This is a genomic window from Acinetobacter sp. L-24 (genome assembly GCF_056857555.1).
The window spans coordinates 22,795-44,453 of record NZ_JBSXNI010000025.1; the positions used below are offsets into that span (position 1 = coordinate 22,795).

A 21,659-nucleotide genomic window follows, 5' to 3' on the forward strand; every position below is an offset into this window, starting at 1 on the left:
TTTAGCCCTGAACATGTCATTAAGGCTAAGCTTGAAAATCAGTATTTAAATTTCACGGCAACGCTGTAATTCGCTGGTGCACCATAAAAACCTTGCTGATTGGGGAAATTGAACAGATATTTTTCATTGGTCAGGTTATTACCATTGGCTTGCAAGGTCATATGCTCATTCAGCTCATAGCTGGCCATTAAGTTCACGAGCGCATAAGCATCCTGCTCAATGATTCCAGCTTTCTGGGTAATCACTCCATTGGCGGTTGCTTCAGGCACATCTAGATAGGTCTGATCTTGCCACTGCACACCAAGGCCCAGTTTCAGTTTTGGAAGTTGCGGCACCTGATAGGTAGTTAAAAGATTAAAAGACTGGGTTGGATTGAAGGTACGCGCATCACCGCCATTGATCAGATCTTTCAGGCTAAACTGGGTATAACCAAAGCTTAAGTTTAAATGGTCGCTCAGTTGTCCCGCCAAGCCGAACTCGTAGCCTTGGGAACGCAAGTCACTAACCTGAGTCTTGCGTAAAGTCGGAATACCATCAGAATCACGAAGCGGATAATTACTTTGCTCCGTTCTAAACACGGCCATGGTGGCGGTAAGCTTGTCATCTAGCCAAGAACCTTTGACTCCGACTTCATAGCTTTCACCTTCGATCGGCTTGTTAATGCTGCCATCATCTGCTTTGGTGGTTTGCGGACGGAAAATCGAGGTATAACTCAGGTAACCTGTATATTCAGGGCTAAAGTTATAGCTCAAACCGGCATAGGGTAAAACTTTATCTTCATCATAAATGGTGTCGGTCCCATAACTGCTACCACTGCTTTCAGCCTGAACATAGTTCGCACCTAAAAGCAGTTTCAGATCATCATTCAGATGCAGTCGGGTCGCAGCATAAAGGCTCTGGTTCTTCTGCCGGATATGCATTTCACCACTGGTTTTCGACATGTCCCAGCTTGGTTCTTCGGGTGTAAAGCTGGCTAAATCTGTGGTCAGCGGATTCACAAAGCTGCCAGCATAACCCAATTCATCCAGACGATTTTTGGCCCAGACATAGCCCAATGAGGCTTCATGGCGTTGTCCCCAAAGCGGATAGGTGCCGCTAAAACTCAGGCTGGCTTGTTGTTCTTTATTGTCATCAATATACATGCCTGGGTAGAGGAAGATGCCTGAAGTGCCATTTGCACCGGGATTGCCCAATAGGAACAAGAGTTTTGAATCCCGCTGAGTCTGTTTTTCATCATAAGTTAGTTTGGCTGTCCAGTCGCCACCCAGTTTTTGTTCAAGCTCGGCAAAGTAACTTTTAATATTGCTATCCCAATGGGCCCAGTTCGGACTGTAATTATAATTCTGTGAGTAACTGAGCTGCTCACCTTCGGTATTGATCAGCGGATTAGAACCCCAATTCACACCATTCGGCTTATGATTGGTTTCGGTATAGCCAGCAGTCAATAGAGTTGTGTCAGTAATATCTGCCTCCACAACAGCACCTATGCCGTTTTTTTCCAGTTCATAACGATCCAGATAACTGTCGCCTGTTTGTTGATAGCCAAATACACGACCTCTGACTTTTCCATCTTGGGTGAGAGGAGAGGATACATCTACTTCATAGCGCTGCGTATTCCATGAGCCATAACTGGCATTAAAGGCTGTTTGAAGGTCGGATGTCGGGCGTTTGCGAATCATATTAATAGTTGCGCCGGGATCGCCAATTCCATTATTTAAGGCATTCGCGCCTTTGACCACTTCGATACGGTCAAACAAAAAACTGTCTGGATTATCATTATTATAATTATAGCCTTCGAGTGGAATACCAACGCCATCGACTAAAACATTTGAAATCTCGAAACCTCGGGCAAGGTAGGAGGTCCGTTCCGTTTCCTGATTGCTGACGATAATGCCAGGGGTATTGCGCAGTACGTCCCGGGTATTATCCAAGGCAAAGTCATCCAGTTGCTGGCGGGTAAGGACATTGACTGTTTGCGGCGTTTCCTTGAGTGGAATATTCAGTTTTGAAGCGGTTGACGAGTTTTGGATGATATAGGCTTTACTCTGTTCAGAGCTGAGCTCACTCTGTTCTGATTCCGCTGTAACGGTAATCGTCGGTAATTGCTGAGTATCATCGGCAAAACTTTGCTGGGACACTAAAATTGCAAGACTAAGAAGAGAAAGCTTAAATGATGGAGGAACGGTATAAAACATTTTAGTTAATGTAAATGATAATAATTATCAGTAATATTATTGTTTAATATCTCTTAAAGCAATCTCAATATAATAGGAAATCCAAATGAAAAATGAGTTAATGATAGGTAAATCTACAAATAAATGTTTAATGTAAGGAGTAGGGAACAATAAAATATCACTGTTAAAAAAAGATGTTATTACCTTACTTTTGTGCTCCTGAACCAATTTGTTTATATACTGCACTATAAATTTTCAAATCCTCAATCTGGAGTGACTTTGTTGCATAAAGGCTTCAGAGATAGATCTTTTCTAAGTTACTCGAATTCAAGTGACAACTTGGGTATGAGGTCGACCTAATTCCGTTAATTTATCGCCTAATAATTTAATGCAATACATTTTGGTTTTGACCAAACTTCGCCGATGATCGCCTGACCATTTCTTCCATAGTGTCCTGCCTAAACATTTAACGGTTCGAAGTAATTCATTTCGCTCTTGCGAATGAACTTTTGTAGTTTTCTAAGGCTTTGCATTTTTTCTGGAGGGAACTACCGCATATGCTTACCGGTCTGCAATGACTTGACGGCATTGCTTGGTGTTATAAGCCTCGTCTGTATAAACTGAATCAATCTGTTCATCCAACGGAATTTGATCAAGTAACTCCCCAAGGATTCGTGAATCACTCACATTATTCGTTGTGAGCTGAACTGCTCGTATTTGAAGAGTTTTAGCATCTATAGTGGGTATTGGTATGTTGAATGTAGTTCGGAAATTCTGTAATCGAGCCATGGCTTTGTAATAGGGTGGCCAGTGACATCACATATTTGTAGGCATTCAAGGCAGTTTCAGCTCGTAGTCCGCTCAGCATATTTTGTGCATCGATGACCTGTGTGGCGGTGCCCATATCTTCTTTAAAAGACAATTCTTGGATGCGTAAATTTTCCTGTGCGGCTTTCAAGTTTTGTGCCAGAAGTGCATCATTTTGCTGTGCACTGAGTGCTTCGCTATAAGATTTATAAATCAGATTTTCAATTTCTTGCTGGGTGCGTGCAGTGAGTAATTCTGTAGCAGAGCGTTTGAGTTCGGCAGCCTGAATATTCTTGTTTTTATCGATCCCGGAAAACAGGTTATAGCGTGCGGCAACTCCGACAATCCAGTTTTCATTTTGATCCAGACTATATTCGCCAAAAGCAAAAAACATTCGGTTTTTTTGCCGCTTGCTGGGCTTTCACATTGGCTTGAGCCAATTGGGTATGCATGAATTAGCTCTACATGCTTTACATGTGGCACTGATGAAAGGCCAAGGTACACAATATTTATGGATTGATTCAACAACTCTGCCAATTTGTAAAAATCAACGTATTTAGCGTCATAAATCATTAATCCAAATTGCATCACATGGTAGAAGCTCAATGGGCTGGTTTTATGGCTGTAAATTACGTATTGCGATGAATCAATTTGGTGAAATTGCCTGTTCTGCTTTATCGAATGGACATGTTGCTAATATAAAAATGGTTGAGCAATTGGTTGCTGGTATAGAAGCAAAACTTTACGGGGATCGAGGTTACATCAGCCAAGAATTAAAAATTAGATTGAAAGATCAAGGTATTGATTTAATTACTTATCATCGGAAGAATATACAGGCTATTCAACTTTGTGCATCAGATGAATATCACCTAAGACAACGCAATAAGATAGAAACATTATTCAGTTTATTGAAGGGGCAATACAATTTAGTGACGAGTAAAGCACGTAGTCTTCATGGGTTTCTGAGTGGAATTTACGCCTCACTATGTGCATATCAACTCACTCATCAAAATAAGCCAACAATTCAAATTAAGGAATCATCGGCTTAAGCAGGATTCGAGTTAAATAAGCTTTCAAAATAGCTTGATACACTAAAGCTATTTTAAGCAGGCAATGAATATGAAAGAAAACGCTAAAGAAAAATAAAAAAAACAGCGTATGATTTACTCAATGGAATTTTAGATGATGCAGACAAGATGATCCGTAATGATTGGTCACGTGCCGAAATACAAGAAATTTATGACTTGCCTTTAATGGATTTACTGTTTCAGGCACAGCAAATTCATCGCCAAAACTTTGAACCGAATACTGTTCAGGTCAGTACTCTGCTTTCAATTAAAACGGGCCGTTGTCCGGAAGATTGTAAATACTGTTCGCAATCTGCACATTATGATACTGATCTGGAAATTGAAAAACGCGTAGAAGTACAAAAGGCGATTGCTGAAGCCAAACAGGCCAAAGCTTCCGGTTCGACCCGTTTCTGCATGGGCGCAGCATGGCGTAACCCGCATGAACGCGATATGCCGTATGTGCTGGAACTGGTGCAGGAAGTCAAGAAACTGGGCATGGAAACCTGTATGACCCTAGGGATGCTGAATGCCTCACAAGCGGAACGTCTGAAAGATGCAGGGCTAGATTATTACAACCACAACCTTGATACCTCACGTGAATATTATGCCAATGTCATCAGTACACGTAGCTTTGATGACCGCTTAAATACGCTTGATCATGTGCGTAATGCCGGAATTAATGTCTGTAGTGGCGGTATTGTCGGCTTGGGCGAAGGCGTACAAGACCGAGTCGGTTTGTTATTTGAACTAGCGACTATGCCGATTCACCCGGGTTCGGTGCCCATAAATATGCTGGTTCCTATTGAAGGCACACCACTGGCCGATGTTGAAAAACTGGATGTGATTGACTGGATTCGTACTATTGCGGTAGCACGGATTATTATGCCGAAGAGTTATATCCGCTTGTCGGCAGGTCGTGAATCTCTCTCTGACTCTGATCAGGCACTGGCATTTATGGCTGGAGCTAACTCATTATTTTCAGGTGATAAATTGCTTACTGCCCCGAACAGTGGTGAAGGTAAAGACAAAGCCTTGTTTGCTAAATTAGGCTTAAAAGCTGAAGCTGCCAAGAAAACAGCTAAAGAATTGGCTGTAGATGCGATGCAACCTGCTTAATTAATCGTGTAACAAACAGGGATCATTTCAACTTGAATTGGTCCCTTTTTTATTGGAACAGACAAAATGAAGATACTGATGATTACGGGTTGGGGGCTAGGAACAGCGGTCTTAACCCCGTTTGTAGAACAGTTGCGGCAGCAGCATCAAGTTAAAGTATGGGATATTTTCGATCCTAACGTAAAAAGTCTTTTGGCCGAAAAAGTCAGGCAGGCGAGTTCGTTTGATGTCTTGATGGGGTGGTCTTTGGGTGGACAGTTGGCACTTTTGCTGGCTAATGAAATCCAGCAACAACTGAAAATTGCCAAGCCAGTGATTTGCTGTATGTCAAATCCCTGTTTCGTGGCCAATGAAGCATGGCCACAGGCGATGCCAGTTGAACAATATACACAATTTAAATCCTCCATACTGGCTGATCCAAAACGCGGGATGCAGCGCTTCTGTACCTTGGTCACTTTAGCTGGCGCAGCAGCGCGTGAACGTGCAAAATTATTGCACCAACAGTTAAATAGTATTGATTTAAACTATCAGGTTAAGCATCTTTATCTGTTGCAGCAATTAAATCTAGTGGATATCTTAAAAAATCATTCAGTCAAGATGCTATTTATATTTTCCGAGAATGATATGTTGGTTCCTTACAAAGTTAGTCAAGAATCTGTATTTTTAACAACCCAAAATCTGAATTTGGTAAAAATACAGGGCACGCACGATGCCATCCTTTTTGATGCCAAGTTACTCGTTGAGCCAATTTTAAAATTTTTAGCCGATCTGGCTTAAGCAAAAAGAGATTGGTAGCTCTTGACGTTTCATTTTCAGATTTAACGCGCTAAGATCAGTTTTAGTTTTAATAATTGGGGTAAATTCTGTGCAGGACGCTTTTGATCAACAGCATATTTGGCATCCTTATACCTCCATGACACAACCCTTGCCATGTTACAAAGTTAAAGCTGCAAATGGTGCAGTCATTGAACTTGAAGATGGTACCGAGCTGATTGATGGCATGTCGTCCTGGTGGTGCACAATTCACGGTTATAATCATTCTGAACTCAATCAGGCCGTAACAAAACAATTAGAGTCGATGTCACATATCATGTTTGGTGGTTTGACTCATCAGCCTGCGATTGATGTGTCTAAACTGCTACTTGAGATCACGGCGCCTGAACTGGATAAAATTTTCTTTGCCGATTCCGGCTCGGTCGCGGTTGAGGTGGCGTTGAAAATGGCTGTGCAATATTGGAATGCACGTCAGCAACCACAAAAAACTAACTTTGTTACCACACGCTCTGGCTATCATGGCGACACCTGGAATGCCATGTCGGTTTGTGATCCTGTAACTGGTATGCATCAAATTTTTGGTTCGAGTTTGCCGAATCGTTTATTTGTTCCGGCACCTCAAAGCCGTTTTGATGGGGCATGGCAACCCGAAGATATACAGCCACTTGAGCACCTGCTGGTACAGCAGCATCAACAGATTGCTGCCATGATCATTGAGCCGATTGTGCAAGGTGCAGGCGGGATGCGTTTCTATCATCCAGAATATTTAAAGCAAGCTAAGTTGTTGTGTGAAAAGTACGATGTACTGCTGATTTTAGATGAAATTGCCACCGGTTTTGGCCGCACTGGAAAACTATTTGCTTATGAACACGCTCAGGTCACACCAGACATTATGTGTATCGGTAAGGCATTGACTGGTGGTTATATGACCTTGTCAGCGACCTTAACCACTCGCCATGTAGCAGAGACGATTTCAAGTGGTGAAGCGGGTGTGTTCATGCATGGCCCAACTTTTATGGCTAATCCGTTGGCCTGTGCGGTCGCATTAAAAAGTACCCAGCTGTTACTGGCTCAAGACTGGCAGACGCGTATTCAACAAATTGAAAGGACACTAGAACAATATTTACTGGATTTAAAATCCTTGGCACAAGTCAAAGATGTGCGTGTCCTCGGCGCAATTGGCGTGGTTGAGCTACATCAAACTATTGATTTGGCGCGTTTTCAGGCTGAATGTGTATGCCGTGGCGTCTGGATTCGTCCTTTTGGCCGTCTGGTCTATGTCATGCCGCCATATGTAATTTCAACACAGCAACTTGAAACTTTATTAAAGCATATGCGGGAGATGATTCAGCAGATAGAGGCAGTAGCATGAACCATCTTGACCATTTCCAGCAGCAGCTAGATGACTTGAAACAGCAAGGGCAATATCGCCAGTTTAAGTCCAATATTTCTAGCCAGCCACGATTGCAACTCAATGGCCAAGAGATGCTGAATCTGGCATCCAATGACTATTTAGGTCTGGCATCCAACTTAACGCTACGTGAAGAATTTTTTGACCTCACGCCGATGTCTGAGCGATATATGAGTTCAAGCTCTTCACGTTTACTGACAGGAAACTTTCCCAATTTTGAACAACTTGAAGCACAGATGTCACAGGCTTTTGGACGTTCAGTACTGCTGTTTAATAGTGGTTATCACATGAATATCGGGATTCTTCCTGCGCTCAGTAATGCTAAAACCATGATCATTGCTGACAAACTGGTACATGCCAGTATTATCGACGGGATTCGTTTATCTAAAGCTGGCTATGTGCGTTACCGCCATAATGACCTGCAGCATTTGACTCAGTTTTTAGAAAAATATCAGTCAGATGAATCTATCCAGCGCATCATTGTGGTAACTGAATCAATTTTCAGTATGGATGGGGATGAAACAGATTTAGCTGCTTTGGTGGCATTAAAACAGCAGTTTGCAAAAGTCATGCTTTATGTCGATGAGGCACATGCAATTGGTGTGCGCGGTGAACGTGGATTGGGCTGCGCAGAACAGTATCAAGTATTGGATCAAATTGATTTCCTAGTCGGTACCTTTGGCAAGGCTTTGGCTTCAGTTGGTGGTTATCTGGTCTGTGCGCCAGTGATTCGTGACTATCTGATCAATAGCATGCGACCTTTAATTTTTAGTACCGCCCAGCCGCCACTATGTATGGCCTGGACTAGATTTATTTTTCAGAAGGTAGAGCAGCTTCAGGCAGAACGAGTACATTTGGCAGCATTGGCTGTACGCTGTCAGCAGGGCATTCAAGACTTGGGATATCACTGTCCGTCAACCTCGCAAATTGTGCCGGTACTGATTGGTGAGGCAAAACGCACCATTCAGGCGACTGAAATTATGCAACAGCAGGGGTTTTATGTGCTGCCAGTACGTCCGCCAACGGTTCCTGCCAACACCTCTAGACTCAGAATTTCCCTGAACCAGAACATTTCTGCGGATGAGCTGGACGCATGTCTGCAGGTGCTGAGGAATTTACCGCGATGAACAGCAAACAGATTGCCCAGCGTTTTGCTCAGGCAAATCTCAGTTATGAACAGCATGCGCTGGTACAAAGTACCGTAGCTGCAGAGTTGATGCATTTCATGCAGCAGCATGTGGCACAACCACATTTGCAACGGGTATTGGAAATTGGCTGCGGTTCAGGATTGTTTACCCGGCTTTTTATGCAGCATTATAGCTTTGATCATTTATTTTTAAATGACCTATATGTCGAAGTGAAGCAGCACTTCCCGGAATCTAATCGGCTTTTGTGGGAGATTGGTAATATTGAAACCTTGCCACTGCCTCAGTCTCTGGACATGGTGTTGTCTTGTTCTGCATTGCAATGGATCTCGGATTTAAAAGCATTATTGCTCAACATTGCGCAGGCCTTAAATCCCTCTGGGCATCTGTGTTTTGCCAGTTATACTGACAATAATTTAAAGGAAATTAAGGCACTGACCGGACAGGGCTTGGATTATCTGCCTTTAGCAAAGGTCTGTGAACTGCTCCAATCCTTAGGCTTTGACATTCTGCTGCAGATAGAAAAACAGATGACCTTATATTTTGAGCATCCGAAACAGGTGTTACAGCATATCAAAGCCACTGGTGTGCAGGCGACGGCACAGGGGTTTCGGTGGACAAAATCGTCATTACAGGATTTTTATACCGGCTATCAACAATTCCAAGATCCTAAAAGCAAACAGTATGTACTTACTTATCATCCGATTTATGTCATTGCACGGAAGACAGCATGAGCGCACAGATTTATTTTGTCAGCGGCATTGATACCGCAATTGGTAAAACCTTTACTACTGGTTTCTTGGCCAAAATTTGGAATGAGCAGGGTATTCGTACTATAACCCAAAAGCTGATCCAGACCGGAAATGTCGATATATCAGAAGATATCGAACAGCATCGTGCAATTATGGGTTGTGGATTGTTACCGGAAGACCAGCAAAAACTGACCATGCCGGAAATTTTTACGTATCCGGCTTCACCGCATCTTGCTGCGCGTCTAGATGGGCGAGCCATTAATTTTGAACAGATTCAGCAGGCCACCGAACAGCTGGCTGCGGACTATGACTGTATTTTGCTGGAAGGTGCAGGTGGTCTAATGGTGCCCTTAACCGAAGAGTTCCTAACTATTGATTATATTCAGACACATAATTATCCGGTGATTCTGGTCACTTCAGGGCGTTTGGGTAGTATTAATCATACCTTGCTGAGTCTTGAGTTGTTAAAACTCCGCGGGGTTCAATTATATGCCATTGCTTTTAATCATGCAGATAACTCCAAAGATCCCTTGATCGCTGAAGATACCATTGCTTATTTAAAACAGTATTTGCAGCGTGATTTTGCTGATACGACATGGGTTGATATTCCAGCTTTAAATTTAGCCCTGTCTTCTCATAAGTAAGTGATCCGCTTGCAGCGAGGCTGATGTGAATGCTTAAATATTGAGGTTGCGCCACTGTAAATTGAATCTGATAGCCATATTTGTTTAACACCATTTTCATCAAATATAAGTCTAGCCCATGCCCATTTTGCTAGGGAGATTTATGCCAGAAACGCTGTCCCAAGTATGCATATCTTCAACCTTTGATTATCATTATGAATGATCAGCACACATGCAGCATAGCAATTGAAATGGTGTTTGCCTGTGCCTGCAATAGAGCATTGTTAAGTAGGTTTTTAAAGACGGTATCTAGTTCAAAATCGGGTAGGGCAATTCGGGTCAGGCTCGGTCAGTCAATTGTTAAACTGGGTTCAATTTCCGGATAAAGCGACTGTAAATCGGCAATCACCTGAGTCAGGAGCCGTGCAATTTCAATACTGTACTACATATCACTCAGTACTTGATCGGTAGAGGAAAGTGCTAGAAGCTGTTCCAGTAGCTGGGTACATCGGCGGATACCAAGGTGTACCTGCTGCAAGCTCTGTTGCAATTTGGGCGAGCTTGCCTGTTGTTCTGCCATCAGTTGTGCAAGCTGAATATGAGTTTTGATCGCGGTTAAAGGACTACGCAATTCATGGGCGGCGTATGAACTAAATACTTTTTCATTTTCCGGATTTTGATGCAGTTTATGTATTAAGTGCTTAGAGTTTTGGGCAAAGGACTGTACCTTGGAAGGCATTACTTTGGCATCTAAGGTTTTTAAATAGTGAGTAGCATCATTCACTGATAAATTTGGCTGACTTAAAAGGTTGAAACTTCATCTAAGGCTTTAAGCTCTCGACGAATAATCAAAACGATTAAGTCTATACATAGCAATAAAGACAAAATTATTGGTATTAATACCGATTATAAAATCTTTTTGAGCAATTATCCACGTAGGAACATCCGCTCTGCTGCCACCACTTGAATATCCTCACGACGTAACACATAACTGAGCCTCACCTTGTTGCTTTGTACTAAAGCCAACTACTTGGTGGCTTAAATCTTTCGGTGCACCTCGGGTTTTTGCTACCACATGCTGAACGACACTGACGTCAGAGTCAAATAAAGACACTTTATAGGCAATCAACTGCTCTTGATTGGTGGAATGAAGTTGTTGGGCTAGTACATTTTCATCCAAGTTTTGCATCGGCAGTTGTTGAGTCAATCGAGCGACCATTGGATGGCTGAATCAAACCAAATTGATGTATTTCCTTGACTGAGCAAGGCTTTATTGTAGGTAGATCAACTGGTTGTACGATAGATCTTGGGTGCAGACCTCTTCATTTAGAAATTATATTCCCTAAGAAGCTTTCAGTGGTAGGTTTGTGCAACAAAGCCTCTTGCAAATAAAGGCTATCAAGGGATTTATACATTGTATCCAAATAGTTTATGGCCATTAAAAGCAAAAAAGCACTAAAAACCAGATCTCGAGCTAAAACTTTATAACCAAGAAATCAATAAAAGAAGAATTGGAATTGAACAGGTATTTGGAACTTTGAAAACCTTCAAAATCCTTGCCGAGCGATATCGCAACCCTGGCAAAAGACTAGGATTAAGATTTAATTTAATTGTGGGAATCTATAATTTTGAGCTGAGTAAAAAGTGAATTATGAAAGAAATCTAATATATAAAATTTTAAGAGATTATAAAAATTGGTCATACCAAAAAATAAATTAAATCTTTTATATTGTGTTTTTGGGCTAATATTACTAATATCGCCAATACAAAATGCACATTTTATCTCTTAAACACTAAATTGGTCATACCAATTTAGTGTTTAAGTACAATAAACTGTTCAATCTAGTAGTTAAGCATTTCAAGGAGTAGACAATGCTTCAACAGTGGCAACAAATTTATGATCCTATAGGCAATATCTGGATTTCGAGTGCTATTGCGCTAGTTCCAATTATTTTCTTTTTTTTAGCGTTAGCTATTTTTCGCATGAAGGGTAGTATAGCCGCTACAATTACCGTTTTTTTAGCCTTTCTGGTCTCATTATTTTTATACAAAATGCCAATTGGAATGGCATTAGCATCAATGGTCTATGGATTCTTCTACGGCCTGTGGCCAATTGCATGGATTATTATCGGTGCAGTTTTTATATATAAGATTTCAGTAAAAACAGGACAGTTTGATGTTATTCGTTCGTCTATTCTGTCAATTACAGAAGATCAACGTCTGCAAATGCTATTAGTTGGGTTTGCTTTTGGTACGTTTTTAGAAGGTGCGGCAGGTTTTGGTGCGCCCGTCGCAATTACTGCGGCACTGTTGGTGGGACTCGGCTTTAAGCCTTTATATGCGGCTGGGCTATGCCTGATAGTTAATACTGCACCTGTTGCTTTTGGTGCAATGGGAATTCCGATCATTGTCGCTGGGCAGGTTTCAGGTGTTGACACCATGGAAATCAGTCAAATGGTTGGTCGTCAGTTACCCTTTATGGTGCCAATTGTATTGATCTGGATCATGGCAATCATGGATGGTTGGCGTGGGGTTAAAGAAACTTGGCCTGCTATTTTAGTTGCCAGCTTATCTTTTTCTTTAGCGCAATATCTAACATCAAATTTTGTTGGGCCTGAGTTACCCGATATCACTGCTGCAATTGCATCATTAATCAGTTTAACTATCTTGCTTAAGTATTGGAAACCAAAACATATTTTTCTTTTTGAGGACAAAAATATACAGGTAGATGAAACTATTATCAAGCAAGCTCGTAAACAATATAGTGTGGCACAGATAGCCAAAGCCTGGTCTCCATTTCTGATACTTACAGCAATGGTGACGATCTGGAGCATCAAACCTTTTAAAGATTTATTTGTTAAGGACGGCCCATTAAGTGATTTAGTAGTTTCAATTAAAGTGCCGTATTTGCATCAATTGATTCAAAAGCTACCACCTGTCGTGCCTGAAATTAAAGATTATGATGCGATTTATAAGTTTGATTGGTTATCAGCAACGGGTACGGCGATTATATTGGCGGCATTGATCACGATTATTTATTTAAACATGAAACCTAAAGAGGCAGTTTCGACATTCTTTGAAACCGTGAATGAACTAAAAACCCCAATTTATTCGATTGGTATGGTACTGGCTTTTGCGTTCATTGCAAACTATTCAGGTCTGTCAGCGACGCTTGCTTTAGCACTGGCACATACGGGTCAGGCTTTCACGTTCTTCTCACCATTCTTGGGTTGGGTTGGAGTGTTTCTTACAGGTTCAGATACTTCAGCTAACGCATTGTTTTCAGCGTTACAAGCAACTACAGCACAGCAAATCGGTGTGCCTGAAGTCTTGTTAGTTGCTGCCAATACCAGTGGTGGAGTAACAGGTAAGATGATTTCCCCTCAATCAATCGCGATTGCTTGTGCAGCAGTGGGTTTAGTTGGTAAAGAATCTGATTTATTTAGATTTACAGTAAAACACAGCATTATCTTTACGGTGATGATTGGTATTATTGTGACCTTACAAGCTTATGTTTTCCCGTGGATGATTCCGTAAACGGGTCAAGGAAAAAAATGAAAGTCTCCGACAAAGTGGTACAGCGTTTACGTCTATTGATTGAAAAAAATAATGTGCAAGTCGGAGAGCGATTGCCTGCTGAACGCCAACTCTGTGAACAGTTAGGTGTGTCTCGTAGCTCTTTACGTGAGGCGATTCAACAACTGATTACCGCAGGGATTATTCAGAGCAAAGCGGGTGCAGGCACCTATTTAAAGCAGTTGCCTGCACATTGGTCACAGTATCAAATCGTTGAGCCATTATCCGGTTTGATGGATCAGGATCCTGAATATCGTTTTGATGTACAAGAAGCTCGTATGGTGCTTGAAGGTGGTACAGCATGGTATGCCGCACAACGTGCCACACCCAGTGATTTGATCAATATTCGTCAATGTTTTGAGCAGATTAGCCATTTTCAGGCTTTAGGTGATGATGCCCACGCAGCAATAGCGGATGCGAATTTTCATCTGGCGATTGCAGAAGCATCCCACAATCTAGTGCTGATCCAAATGATGCGTAGTTTGTTTGATTTATTGCAAGACAACGTGATGTTAGGGCGACGTAAAGTTTACACCACACCACAACATTTTGAACAATTGCATGACCAGCATTTTGAGGTGATGGACGCAATTGAACGTCAAGACTCAGAGACTGCACGTAAGGCAGCTTGTGGGCATATTGAATTTGTTGTTCAACGCGTACGTATGATCGATGAAGAAGAAGCTCGTCGTCAACGTTCGAGTCGATTAAATAGGACATAAGTTATGATTATTTCTTCTGCAAATGACTATCGTGAAGCTGCGAAACGTCGTTTACCGCCATTTTTATTTGAATACATCGATGGTGGTGCCTATGCGGAATATACTTTAAAGCGTAATGTAGACGATTTATCAAAAATCGCTTTACGTCAACGTGTGTTAAATGACATGTCTGAGCTGAGCTTAGAAACGCAATTGTTTGGTGAAAATTTGGCGTTGCCAGTGGCATTGTCACCTGTAGGTCTAACGGGTATGTATGCGCGTCGTGGCGAAGTTCAAGCCGCGGTTGCCGCAGATAAAAAGGGCATTCCATTTACCTTATCAACAGTTTCTGTTTGTCCAATTGAAGAGGTGGCACCTGCGATTCAACGTCCGATGTGGTTTCAACTGTATGTACTACGTGACCGTGGTTTTATGAAAAATGCCTTGGAACGTGCTAAAGCCGCAGGCTGTTCTACCTTAGTATTCACAGTCGATATGCCTGTTCCAGGTGCGCGTTATCGTGATGCACATTCAGGAATGAGTGGTAAAAATGCTGCAATACGTCGTTATATGCAATCGTGTATGCACCCACACTGGGCTTGGAATGTCGGTTTATTGGGGCGTCCGCATGATTTGGGTAACATTTCGAAATATTTAGGTAAGCCGACAGGTCTGGAAGATTATATCGGTTGGCTGGGAAATAACTTTGACCCTTCAATTTCTTGGAAAGATCTTGAGTGGATTCGTGATTATTGGGAGGGTCCCATGGTTATTAAGGGGATTTTAGATCCTGAGGATGCCAAGGATGCAGTACGTTTCGGAGCAGATGGAATTGTGGTCTCCAATCACGGTGGTCGTCAGCTTGATGGTGTTTTGTCTTCTGCTCGTGCGCTTCCTTCAATCGCAAGTGCGGTCAAAGGTGACATCAAAATTTTAGCAGATTCAGGGATTCGTAACGGTCTTGATGTGGTACGTATGTTGGCTATGGGTGCAGATATTTGTATGCTTGGTCGTGCATTTGTATACGCACTTGGTGCTGCCGGCGGTTCTGGGGTAAGTAATTTACTAGATTTGATTGAGAAAGAAATGCGTGTGGCAATGACATTGACTGGTGCAAGAACCATTGCAGATATTACATCGGATTGCCTGGTCAAACTAGAGAAAGAGTAAGCGATTTAATTACTCACATTACTAAGGCTTTGCCAACTTTCCTTTGGAAAAAGAGATTCTTATCTAAATAATTTGGGTAAACAAAGCTTCCTTTTGAAAAAAACCAACCTTGGCAAGAGTCACCAACATAAAATACACTAAATAACATAATTGGTATGTTAGTAAACTCTATATATAACAGTTATATAGAGTTTTTATTTTGTGTGGTGTAATTTAATGTAGGGTGGGGTAATTTGATTTTTGGGCATTAATTTATTGTGATAATCAACAATAATAACCAACATACATATGCTTAATCTAAAGGTTTTTACTGACTGGTATAATTTTATGATGAGAGGGGTGTTGCCTGGGGCTACGGTTTCTGTTTTGCTTTTTGACGTAACACGTACAAATATAAGCTTTCTACTTTTTCACGTGCCTAGGGTGTGGTACGCAAGAATCGCAATGATGATTTAACACTTGGATCTATGCAAAAACATCTAACTTCAATTTTACGACTTAAACTGAACCGTACCGCGTTTGTCGGAGACCAAACTTTCTGAGATGAGACGCATTGCTTCGCAAGACGTAGCGAAGCGTAGTGATCCGATGAAAAACCTAAATATACCCCTGAGATCAGAGATAGAGCGGTTCAATTAGAACTAAACCCAACTATCGCAACACTGGGCTTTGGAGAATCTCGTCGTTTCTTAATTGCGTCGTAATAATGATTATCAAGATAAAATCAAAATATACAGATTTTTGTGTAAATCCTGAGTAGAATTCGACTTTTATTTTTTCTCCAGTAAAAAGGCATAGCTTTTCACTATGCTATTTTGCAAGGACGCTTTATGCTCGCGCTAGATATACAACATATTCGAATGAAACAACACGCCACTGATAAAGCACAAGCGTTGCAATGTCTAGTCGATATCTTGGTCGAAGACCAATTGGTTACACCTGATTATATTCATGGGTTGACCGGGCGCGAACAACAAAGTGCAACGTATTTAGGACAAGGAATTGCCATTCCGCATGGGACGCCTCAGTCTCGCCAATCTATTTTAAAAACTGGGATTCGTCTGGCGCACTTTCCTGAAGGAGTTGTTTGGGACGGTGAAAATAAAATTTATTTAGCAGTAGTGATTGCTGCGAAATCAGATGAGCATTTGCAAGTCTTACAAATTTTGACGCGGGCTTTAATTAACGATGTCGCTGATCAAGTGAAACAGGCTCAATCTGCAGAGCAAATTATTGCATTATTACAAGCCCAACCCGCATCTTTGGCATTGCATGAAAATTTAATCGCCACTCAAGTTCCCGCACTTGATGTAGAAGATTTGATTTGGCAGGCAACACAGTTGCTGAAACAGCAAAAAATGGTGGAGTGTGGTTTTCTGTCGGGTTTAAACCTAAACAGCATGATTCATTTAGGGGAGGGAGTGTGGTCGATCACTTCTAACCAGCATGTTTTGAGCCCAGCTGTAAGTTTGGTAAAAGCGGAACAGGTTTTAAGCCATCAGCAGGAAATGCTCAAGACTTTGGTGTGTATTGCCAGTAATGAGCAACTGGATATGCAACGGTTTCAACGGTTAATGGATATTTTGTTTGATACTGAACAAGTTCATACCCTTAACCAAGAACAAGATAGTCACCAGTTGGCGCAGTTAATTGGTGCTGAACTGATTCCTGATTGGCCATCTCGTCGTATTGTCTTAGCTAACGCTCATGGTCTACATGCGCGTCCCGCGACACACTTGGTCAATATGACCAAGAAATTTGCAGGGGATATTCTCGTTGCTGTAGATGAGGGGGCTTACGTTTCGGCAAAAAGTTTAACCAAATTATTAGCCATGGGATGTCGCCGTGGTCAAACTCTGACTTTTATTGCACAACCTGATACTGATGCTGTAGCAGGCTTAGAACAGATTATTGATGCAGTTCAACAGGGCTTAGGAGAAGAGGTTGAAGCTGTTGATCTTGTATCTCATCAGCACAGCAGTAGTGACCCAGTCGTAAATACTTTGGAATTAATGCCTTTTGAATCACATGGCGATACGGGTAGCTGCGGTATTGCGGCATCAACTGGCCTTGCTTTTGGTCCTGCACATGTGGTGAAGCCACATGAATTTAGTTATGAACGTCGCGGACAGAGTTTTAAAGCTGAGAATGAAAAGCTTGAAATTGCGCTTCATCAGGTGAAAAATAGCTTACGTCAATTCATTGCACATACTGAATCTACTGCCATTAAGCAGATCTTCATGGCACATTTGGAAATGCTGGATGATCCAGACCTCCTCCAAAGTGTACAACGCGGTTTAAAACAGGGGTTGTCTGCTGCTGCAGCTTGGCATGATCATATTGAAGTGGCTGCTACCGCACAGGCTGCACTTAGCGATCGTTTACTTGCAGAGCGTGCGGCTGATTTAAGGGATATTGGTGAGCGAGTTTTGGCTGTTTTGTGCGGTGTGGCCGATGTCACAGAACCCGAGCAACCTTATATCTTAATTATGCATGATGTTGGCCCGAGTGATGTAGCGCGTCTGAATAAAGATCGTGTTGCAGGCATTTTGACCGCGGTTGGTGGAGCGAGTGCCCATAGTGCTATTGTGGCACGTGCTCTGGCTATTCCAGCAGTCGTAGGTGCGGGTGTAGCTGTTTTAAATATTGAGAACCATGCCACAGTACTAATTAATGGGGATACTGGTGAGTATGTGGTCTCACCCGAGCAAAGTCAGATTGATCATGCCATTGCAGAGCGCCAACGCCAGCGTGAGTTGCGAGAACAAGCGGAACAGCATTGTTTAGAACCTGCCATGACACTGGATCAACATCAAGTTGAAATCGCAGCCAATATTGGCAAAGTGGGCGCTACGATACAGGCTGTGGCCGATGGGGCAGAAGCAATTGGTTTGCTACGCACAGAATTGGTCTTTATGTCACACAGCAGTGCGCCTGATGAGGCTACACAAGAAGCCGATTATCGGGTGGTGTTAGATGCTTTGGCGGGTCGTCCATTGGTGGTACGTACACTTGATGTGGGCGGGGACAAACCTTTGCCGTATTTGCCTATTGAAAAGGAAGAAAATCCATTCTTGGGCTTACGTGGTATTCGTCTGACTTTACGTAAGCCAGAGCTGCTACGTCAACAATTGGTTGCTTTACTTAAAGCAGCGGATAATCGCCTATTAAGAATTATGTTTCCTATGATTGGGCGGGTTGAAGAATGGCGAGCAGCAAAAGCAATTTTGGATGAGGTTCGCATACAGCATCCATGTGAAAACTTACAAGTCGGTATTATGATTGAGGTTCCTGCGGCAGCATTGTTGGCTCCAATTCTTGCTCAAGAAGTTGATTTTTTTAGTATTGGAACCAATGACTTGACTCAATATACTCTGGCGATTGACCGTGGTCATCCACTATTGTCTGCCGAAGCTGATGGCTTACATCCGAGTATTTTGCTATTGATTGATCAAACTGTTCGGGCAGCACATCAGCATGGTAAATGGGTGGGCATTTGTGGTGAATTGGCTGCTGATCCAAAAGCTGTGCCTGTATTGATAGGCTTGGGCGTGGATGAGTTGAGTATGTCGAGTACCAGTATTCCATTGGTGAAGGCGCAAATTCGTGGTTTGAACTATATAAATTGCCAACAGGTCGCACAGCAAGCCTTAAGTTGTGACAGTGCGTCTGCCGTACGTGCATTGGTGGAGTAATTACCGAATGGCTAAGATATTAAGCATTACTCTAAATCCTGCAATTGACCTCACCGTGCAATTGGATCAACTAAAAGTTGGCGAGGTCAATCGTCAGTTAACAGCCCAAAGCCATGCAGCAGGTAAGGGCTTAAACGTGGCACAGGTCCTTAAGGATTTGGGACATGAACTGATTGTGAGTGGCTTTTTGGGGCAAGAAAACCGTCAAATTTTTGACCATCATATCCAGCAAGAGCAATTTGATAACCAATTTATTTATGTTGCAGGTCAAACACGACAAAACATTAAAGTTGCAGAAGCTTCTGGTCAGATGACTGACATCAATGGCAAGGGCTTTTTTGTAGATACCTCAGCAAAACAACAACTATGTGAACGTCTATCTCAACTGATTTTAGAGGTTGATGTGATTGTGATTGCTGGCAGTTTGCCACAAGGTTTTTCTGCAGAAGAGCTTTCGACACTGATTCTATGGTTACAGTCTGCGGGTAAAAAAGTCGCAGTAGATACCAGTGGTGTTGCGTTGAAAGCAGCAATTGCTGCCCATCCTTGGTTGATTAAGCCTAATACAGATGAGTTGACAGAAACCTACCATTTGCCAGCAGAAACGTTTGCAGAACAGCAGCATCTTTTTGCCAGTTTAAATAGTCAGATCGAACATATTGTGGTCTCGATGGGTGAAAACGGGGTGAACTGGCTTCACCGCACGCAAACCCTGCATGCTACTGCACCGAAGGTCACCGTCCAAAGTACGGTGGGTGCGGGAGATTCCTTGCTGGCAGGTATGATTCATGGCTTGTTGAGTTCAACTTCCCCAGAAGAAACATTGAAAACAGCAACCGCAATTGCGAGCAATGCTGTGACCCAAATTGGGTTTGCCCTTCCAGACTTTGCTGTTATTGAAGATTTGAAATCGCAAATCTCAGTCCAATCATTGAGTTAATACGATGCAAGAGATAAAACATATTTTATTTGTGCCACATAGTCCCGAGCAGCCGATTAATGCAGTGATTTTGGCCAAAAAACTGTCCAAAGCAGCAACAGCACTTGGTATTTCCAATGATGTGGCGACATCAGTTGAGCATCTCGATTTATCAAATGTTATTGATACGGTTGTTTTTGTTGGACAGAAGTCGGCAGATGCGACTCAACTGCGTGACAAGGTTGTGAAAGTCATTGGTTTGAATAACGCGCAACACGATGCGATCATGCTTTTGCAACAAGTTCTTGAGCATTCAGATGCTTTAGATGAAACTATTGCAGCCAATGTAGGGGTTACACGCTTTGTCGCCATTACAGCATGTCCAACTGGTGTTGCGCATACGTTTATGGCGGCCGAAGCCTTACAACAAGGTGCAGTAAAGCACGGTTATCAGATTGATGTTGAAACCCAAGGATCGGTTGGGGCTAAAAATGTTTTATCGGCAGAAAGTATTGCCAAAGCAGATGTGGTGATCTTAGCAACGGATATTGAGGTCAATACAGATCGCTTTGTAGGCAAACGCGTATATCGCTGCAGTACAGGATTTGCCCTTAAGCAAACGGATAAGACTTTTGCAAACGCAATTGCTGAAGCCAAAGTGCTTGAAACGGGTAAGCAAACAGCCACTAAGACAGAAAATGAAAACAAAGAAAAAACTGGAATTTATAAACACCTTTTAACAGGGGTGTCTTTCATGCTGCCGATGGTGGTGGCGGGCGGTTTGATCATTGCCATCTCGTTTATGTTTGGCCTCAATCCTGTTGAAGGAAGCTTTGCCGCATCCTTAAAGCAAATAGGTGCTGCAGCATTTACTCTTATGGTACCTATGCTGGCAGGTTACATTGCTTATTCTATTGCGGATCGTCCGGGTTTAACTCCAGGTTTGATTGGCGGTTTACTTGCAACACAATTAGAGGCAGGCTTTCTCGGTGGATTAGTTGCAGGTTTTATTGCAGGTTATATTGCGTTATTTTTATCGAAACAGCTTAAACTCCCAAGTAGCCTAGAAGCATTAAAACCAATTTTGATTATTCCACTATTGGCCAGTTTAGCTGTTGGTTTAATCATGATTTATGTGGTTGGACAACCTGTTGCACAATTGTTTGAATTACTCACACACTTCCTTGCCAATATGGGGACGACCAATGCCATGATCATGGGGATTATCCTTGGGAGTATGATGTGTATTGATGTTGGGGGGCCAATAAATAAAGCGGCTTATGCCTTTACGGTGGGCTTACTTACGTCACAAACATACGGACCGATGGCGATTACCATGGCTGCGGGTATGGTACCGCCATTGGGTATGGCAATTGCAACTTTTCTGGCAAAGCATAAATTTTCCAAACCTGAGCAAGATGCAGGGAAGGCTGCTGTAGTTCTGGGCCTATGCTTCATCTCGGAAGGGGCTATTCCGTTTGCTGCCAAAGACCCGATTCGAGTGCTTCCATGCGCGATCGCAGGTGGTGCTGTAACTGGGGCTTTGGTTGCATTATTTAAATGTGAACTAGTCACTCCTCATGGCGGTGTAATGGTACTGATCATTCCGAATGCGATGAATTATCCATTAAAATATTTATTGGCGATTGCGATTGGAAGTGTGGTGACTGGTGTAGCTTATGCCGTGATAAAACAACGGTTAGAATAAGCCCTTCATAGAAGCTTT

The 21,659-nt window shown here is 42.4% G+C and carries 15 protein-coding genes and 6 pseudogenes; 15 read left to right on the forward strand and 6 right to left on the reverse strand.

The features are described from left to right. Positions 1 to 38: 38 nt before the first annotated feature. The 3 genes and pseudogenes from AC13CK_RS02060 to AC13CK_RS02070 all read right to left on the reverse strand — a co-directional run. Positions 39 to 2,195, reverse strand: a complete 2,157-nt coding sequence (locus AC13CK_RS02060; RefSeq protein ID WP_482830905.1) for a TonB-dependent siderophore receptor — start codon at positions 2,193 to 2,195, stop codon at positions 39 to 41. A 306-nt stretch (positions 2,196 to 2,501) separates the two neighbouring features. Then, positions 2,502 to 2,912 (reverse strand): annotated as a pseudogene (locus AC13CK_RS02065) (transposase); the annotation flags it as partial. After that, positions 2,902 to 3,433 (reverse strand): annotated as a pseudogene (locus AC13CK_RS02070) (TolC family protein); the annotation flags it as partial. The pseudogenes AC13CK_RS02070 and AC13CK_RS02065, both read right to left, overlap by 11 nt. Here AC13CK_RS02070 and AC13CK_RS02075 point away from each other — a divergent pair. The 7 genes and pseudogenes from AC13CK_RS02075 to bioD all read left to right on the forward strand — a co-directional run. Continuing rightward, a pseudogene (locus tag AC13CK_RS02075) lies at positions 3,422 to 4,030 on the forward strand (IS982 family transposase); the annotation flags it as partial. The pseudogenes AC13CK_RS02070 and AC13CK_RS02075 overlap by 12 nt on opposite strands. Before the next feature lie 147 nt (positions 4,031 to 4,177). Continuing rightward, positions 4,178 to 5,167, forward strand: coding sequence for a biotin synthase BioB (gene bioB, locus AC13CK_RS02080; protein ID WP_004812090.1), 990 nt, complete (start codon positions 4,178 to 4,180; stop codon positions 5,165 to 5,167). A gap of 66 nt (positions 5,168 to 5,233) precedes the next feature. Continuing rightward, the gene (locus AC13CK_RS02085; RefSeq protein ID WP_482830906.1) at positions 5,234 to 5,944 is read left to right on the forward strand and encodes an alpha/beta hydrolase family protein; all 711 of its coding nucleotides are present in this window, start codon (positions 5,234 to 5,236) and stop codon (positions 5,942 to 5,944) included. An 88-nt stretch (positions 5,945 to 6,032) separates the two neighbouring features. Beyond that, complete coding sequence (gene bioA, locus AC13CK_RS02090; protein ID WP_044112459.1) at positions 6,033 to 7,313, forward strand: adenosylmethionine--8-amino-7-oxononanoate transaminase; 1,281 nt, start codon at positions 6,033 to 6,035, stop codon at positions 7,311 to 7,313. After that, positions 7,310 to 8,479, forward strand: a complete 1,170-nt coding sequence (locus tag AC13CK_RS02095) for an 8-amino-7-oxononanoate synthase (RefSeq protein WP_004647805.1) — start codon at positions 7,310 to 7,312, stop codon at positions 8,477 to 8,479. The genes bioA and AC13CK_RS02095 overlap by 4 nt, the downstream gene beginning before the upstream one ends. Continuing rightward, entirely contained in the window at positions 8,446 to 9,231 is a 786-nt protein-coding gene (bioC, locus tag AC13CK_RS02100) for a malonyl-ACP O-methyltransferase BioC (protein ID WP_114541438.1), read from the forward strand. The genes AC13CK_RS02095 and bioC overlap by 34 nt, the downstream gene beginning before the upstream one ends. After that, positions 9,228 to 9,893 (forward strand): dethiobiotin synthase, encoded by a 666-nt coding sequence (gene bioD, locus AC13CK_RS02105; protein ID WP_482830907.1) that lies wholly within the window; start codon positions 9,228 to 9,230, stop codon positions 9,891 to 9,893. The genes bioC and bioD overlap by 4 nt, the downstream gene beginning before the upstream one ends. A 421-nt stretch (positions 9,894 to 10,314) precedes the next feature. Here the strand turns inward: bioD and AC13CK_RS02110 are convergent, their stop codons facing one another. Both AC13CK_RS02110 and AC13CK_RS02115 read right to left on the reverse strand, forming a co-directional pair. Next, positions 10,315 to 10,656, reverse strand: a complete 342-nt coding sequence (locus tag AC13CK_RS02110; RefSeq protein WP_086044954.1) for a histidine kinase dimerization/phospho-acceptor domain-containing protein — start codon at positions 10,654 to 10,656, stop codon at positions 10,315 to 10,317. A 189-nt stretch (positions 10,657 to 10,845) separates the two neighbouring features. After that, positions 10,846 to 11,079 (reverse strand): hypothetical protein, encoded by a 234-nt coding sequence (locus AC13CK_RS02115; protein ID WP_228738685.1) that lies wholly within the window; start codon positions 11,077 to 11,079, stop codon positions 10,846 to 10,848. A 288-nt stretch (positions 11,080 to 11,367) separates the two neighbouring features. On the opposite strand from AC13CK_RS02115, the gene AC13CK_RS02120 reads away from it, so the two are divergent. The 4 genes from AC13CK_RS02120 to lldD all read left to right on the forward strand — a co-directional run bounded on the left by AC13CK_RS02120 (position 11,368) and on the right by lldD (position 15,319). After that, complete coding sequence (locus AC13CK_RS02120) at positions 11,368 to 11,520, forward strand: hypothetical protein (protein ID WP_370940781.1); 153 nt, start codon at positions 11,368 to 11,370, stop codon at positions 11,518 to 11,520. A 224-nt stretch (positions 11,521 to 11,744) separates the two neighbouring features. After that, on the forward strand, positions 11,745 to 13,409 hold the full coding sequence (gene lldP, locus AC13CK_RS02125; protein WP_482830908.1) for an L-lactate permease: 1,665 nt from the start codon (positions 11,745 to 11,747) through the stop codon (positions 13,407 to 13,409). Positions 13,410 to 13,426: 17 nt separating this feature from the next. Then, entirely contained in the window at positions 13,427 to 14,170 is a 744-nt protein-coding gene (gene lldR, locus AC13CK_RS02130) for a transcriptional regulator LldR (RefSeq protein ID WP_004282146.1), read from the forward strand. A 3-nt stretch (positions 14,171 to 14,173) separates the two neighbouring features. Continuing rightward, the gene (gene lldD, locus AC13CK_RS02135; RefSeq protein WP_004282143.1) at positions 14,174 to 15,319 is read left to right on the forward strand and encodes an FMN-dependent L-lactate dehydrogenase LldD; all 1,146 of its coding nucleotides are present in this window, start codon (positions 14,174 to 14,176) and stop codon (positions 15,317 to 15,319) included. A gap of 352 nt (positions 15,320 to 15,671) precedes the next feature. Here the strand turns inward: lldD and AC13CK_RS02140 are convergent. Then, a pseudogene (locus tag AC13CK_RS02140) lies at positions 15,672 to 15,821 on the reverse strand (VF530 family DNA-binding protein); the annotation flags it as partial. A gap of 328 nt (positions 15,822 to 16,149) precedes the next feature. Here AC13CK_RS02140 and fruB point away from each other — a divergent pair. The 4 genes and pseudogenes from fruB to AC13CK_RS02160 all read left to right on the forward strand — a co-directional run. Next, positions 16,150 to 17,278, forward strand: a pseudogene (gene fruB, locus AC13CK_RS02145) (fused PTS fructose transporter subunit IIA/HPr protein); the annotation flags it as partial. 86 nt (positions 17,279 to 17,364) lie between these two features. After that, positions 17,365 to 19,014, forward strand: a pseudogene (gene ptsP / locus AC13CK_RS02150) (phosphoenolpyruvate--protein phosphotransferase); the annotation flags it as partial. A gap of 7 nt (positions 19,015 to 19,021) precedes the next feature. Further along, complete coding sequence (gene pfkB, locus AC13CK_RS02155; RefSeq protein ID WP_004647820.1) at positions 19,022 to 19,954, forward strand: 1-phosphofructokinase; 933 nt, start codon at positions 19,022 to 19,024, stop codon at positions 19,952 to 19,954. 4 nt (positions 19,955 to 19,958) lie between these two features. Beyond that, positions 19,959 to 21,641 (forward strand): fructose-specific PTS transporter subunit EIIC, encoded by a 1,683-nt coding sequence (locus AC13CK_RS02160; RefSeq protein WP_482830909.1) that lies wholly within the window; start codon positions 19,959 to 19,961, stop codon positions 21,639 to 21,641. Positions 21,642 to 21,659: the final 18 nt, after the last annotated feature.

Excerpts from the sequence above, each read along its gene's own strand:
- bioC (WP_114541438.1), top strand. The coding sequence starts at position 8,446 with ATGTCTGCAGGTGCTGAGGAATTTACCGCGATGAACAGCAAACAGATT.
- lldR (WP_004282146.1), top strand. The coding sequence starts at position 13,427 with ATGAAAGTCTCCGACAAAGTGGTACAGCGTTTACGTCTATTGATTGAA.
- lldD (WP_004282143.1), top strand. The coding sequence starts at position 14,174 with ATGATTATTTCTTCTGCAAATGACTATCGTGAAGCTGCGAAACGTCGT.
- bioB (WP_004812090.1), top strand. The coding sequence starts at position 4,178 with ATGATCCGTAATGATTGGTCACGTGCCGAAATACAAGAAATTTATGAC.
- lldP (WP_482830908.1), top strand. The coding sequence starts at position 11,745 with ATGCTTCAACAGTGGCAACAAATTTATGATCCTATAGGCAATATCTGG.
- pfkB (WP_004647820.1), top strand. The coding sequence starts at position 19,022 with ATGGCTAAGATATTAAGCATTACTCTAAATCCTGCAATTGACCTCACC.
- AC13CK_RS02085 (WP_482830906.1), top strand. The coding sequence starts at position 5,234 with ATGAAGATACTGATGATTACGGGTTGGGGGCTAGGAACAGCGGTCTTA.
- AC13CK_RS02160 (WP_482830909.1), top strand. The coding sequence starts at position 19,959 with ATGCAAGAGATAAAACATATTTTATTTGTGCCACATAGTCCCGAGCAG.
- bioD (WP_482830907.1), top strand. The coding sequence starts at position 9,228 with ATGAGCGCACAGATTTATTTTGTCAGCGGCATTGATACCGCAATTGGT.
- AC13CK_RS02060 (WP_482830905.1), bottom strand. The coding sequence starts at position 2,195 with ATGTTTTATACCGTTCCTCCATCATTTAAGCTTTCTCTTCTTAGTCTT.
- AC13CK_RS02095 (WP_004647805.1), top strand. The coding sequence starts at position 7,310 with ATGAACCATCTTGACCATTTCCAGCAGCAGCTAGATGACTTGAAACAG.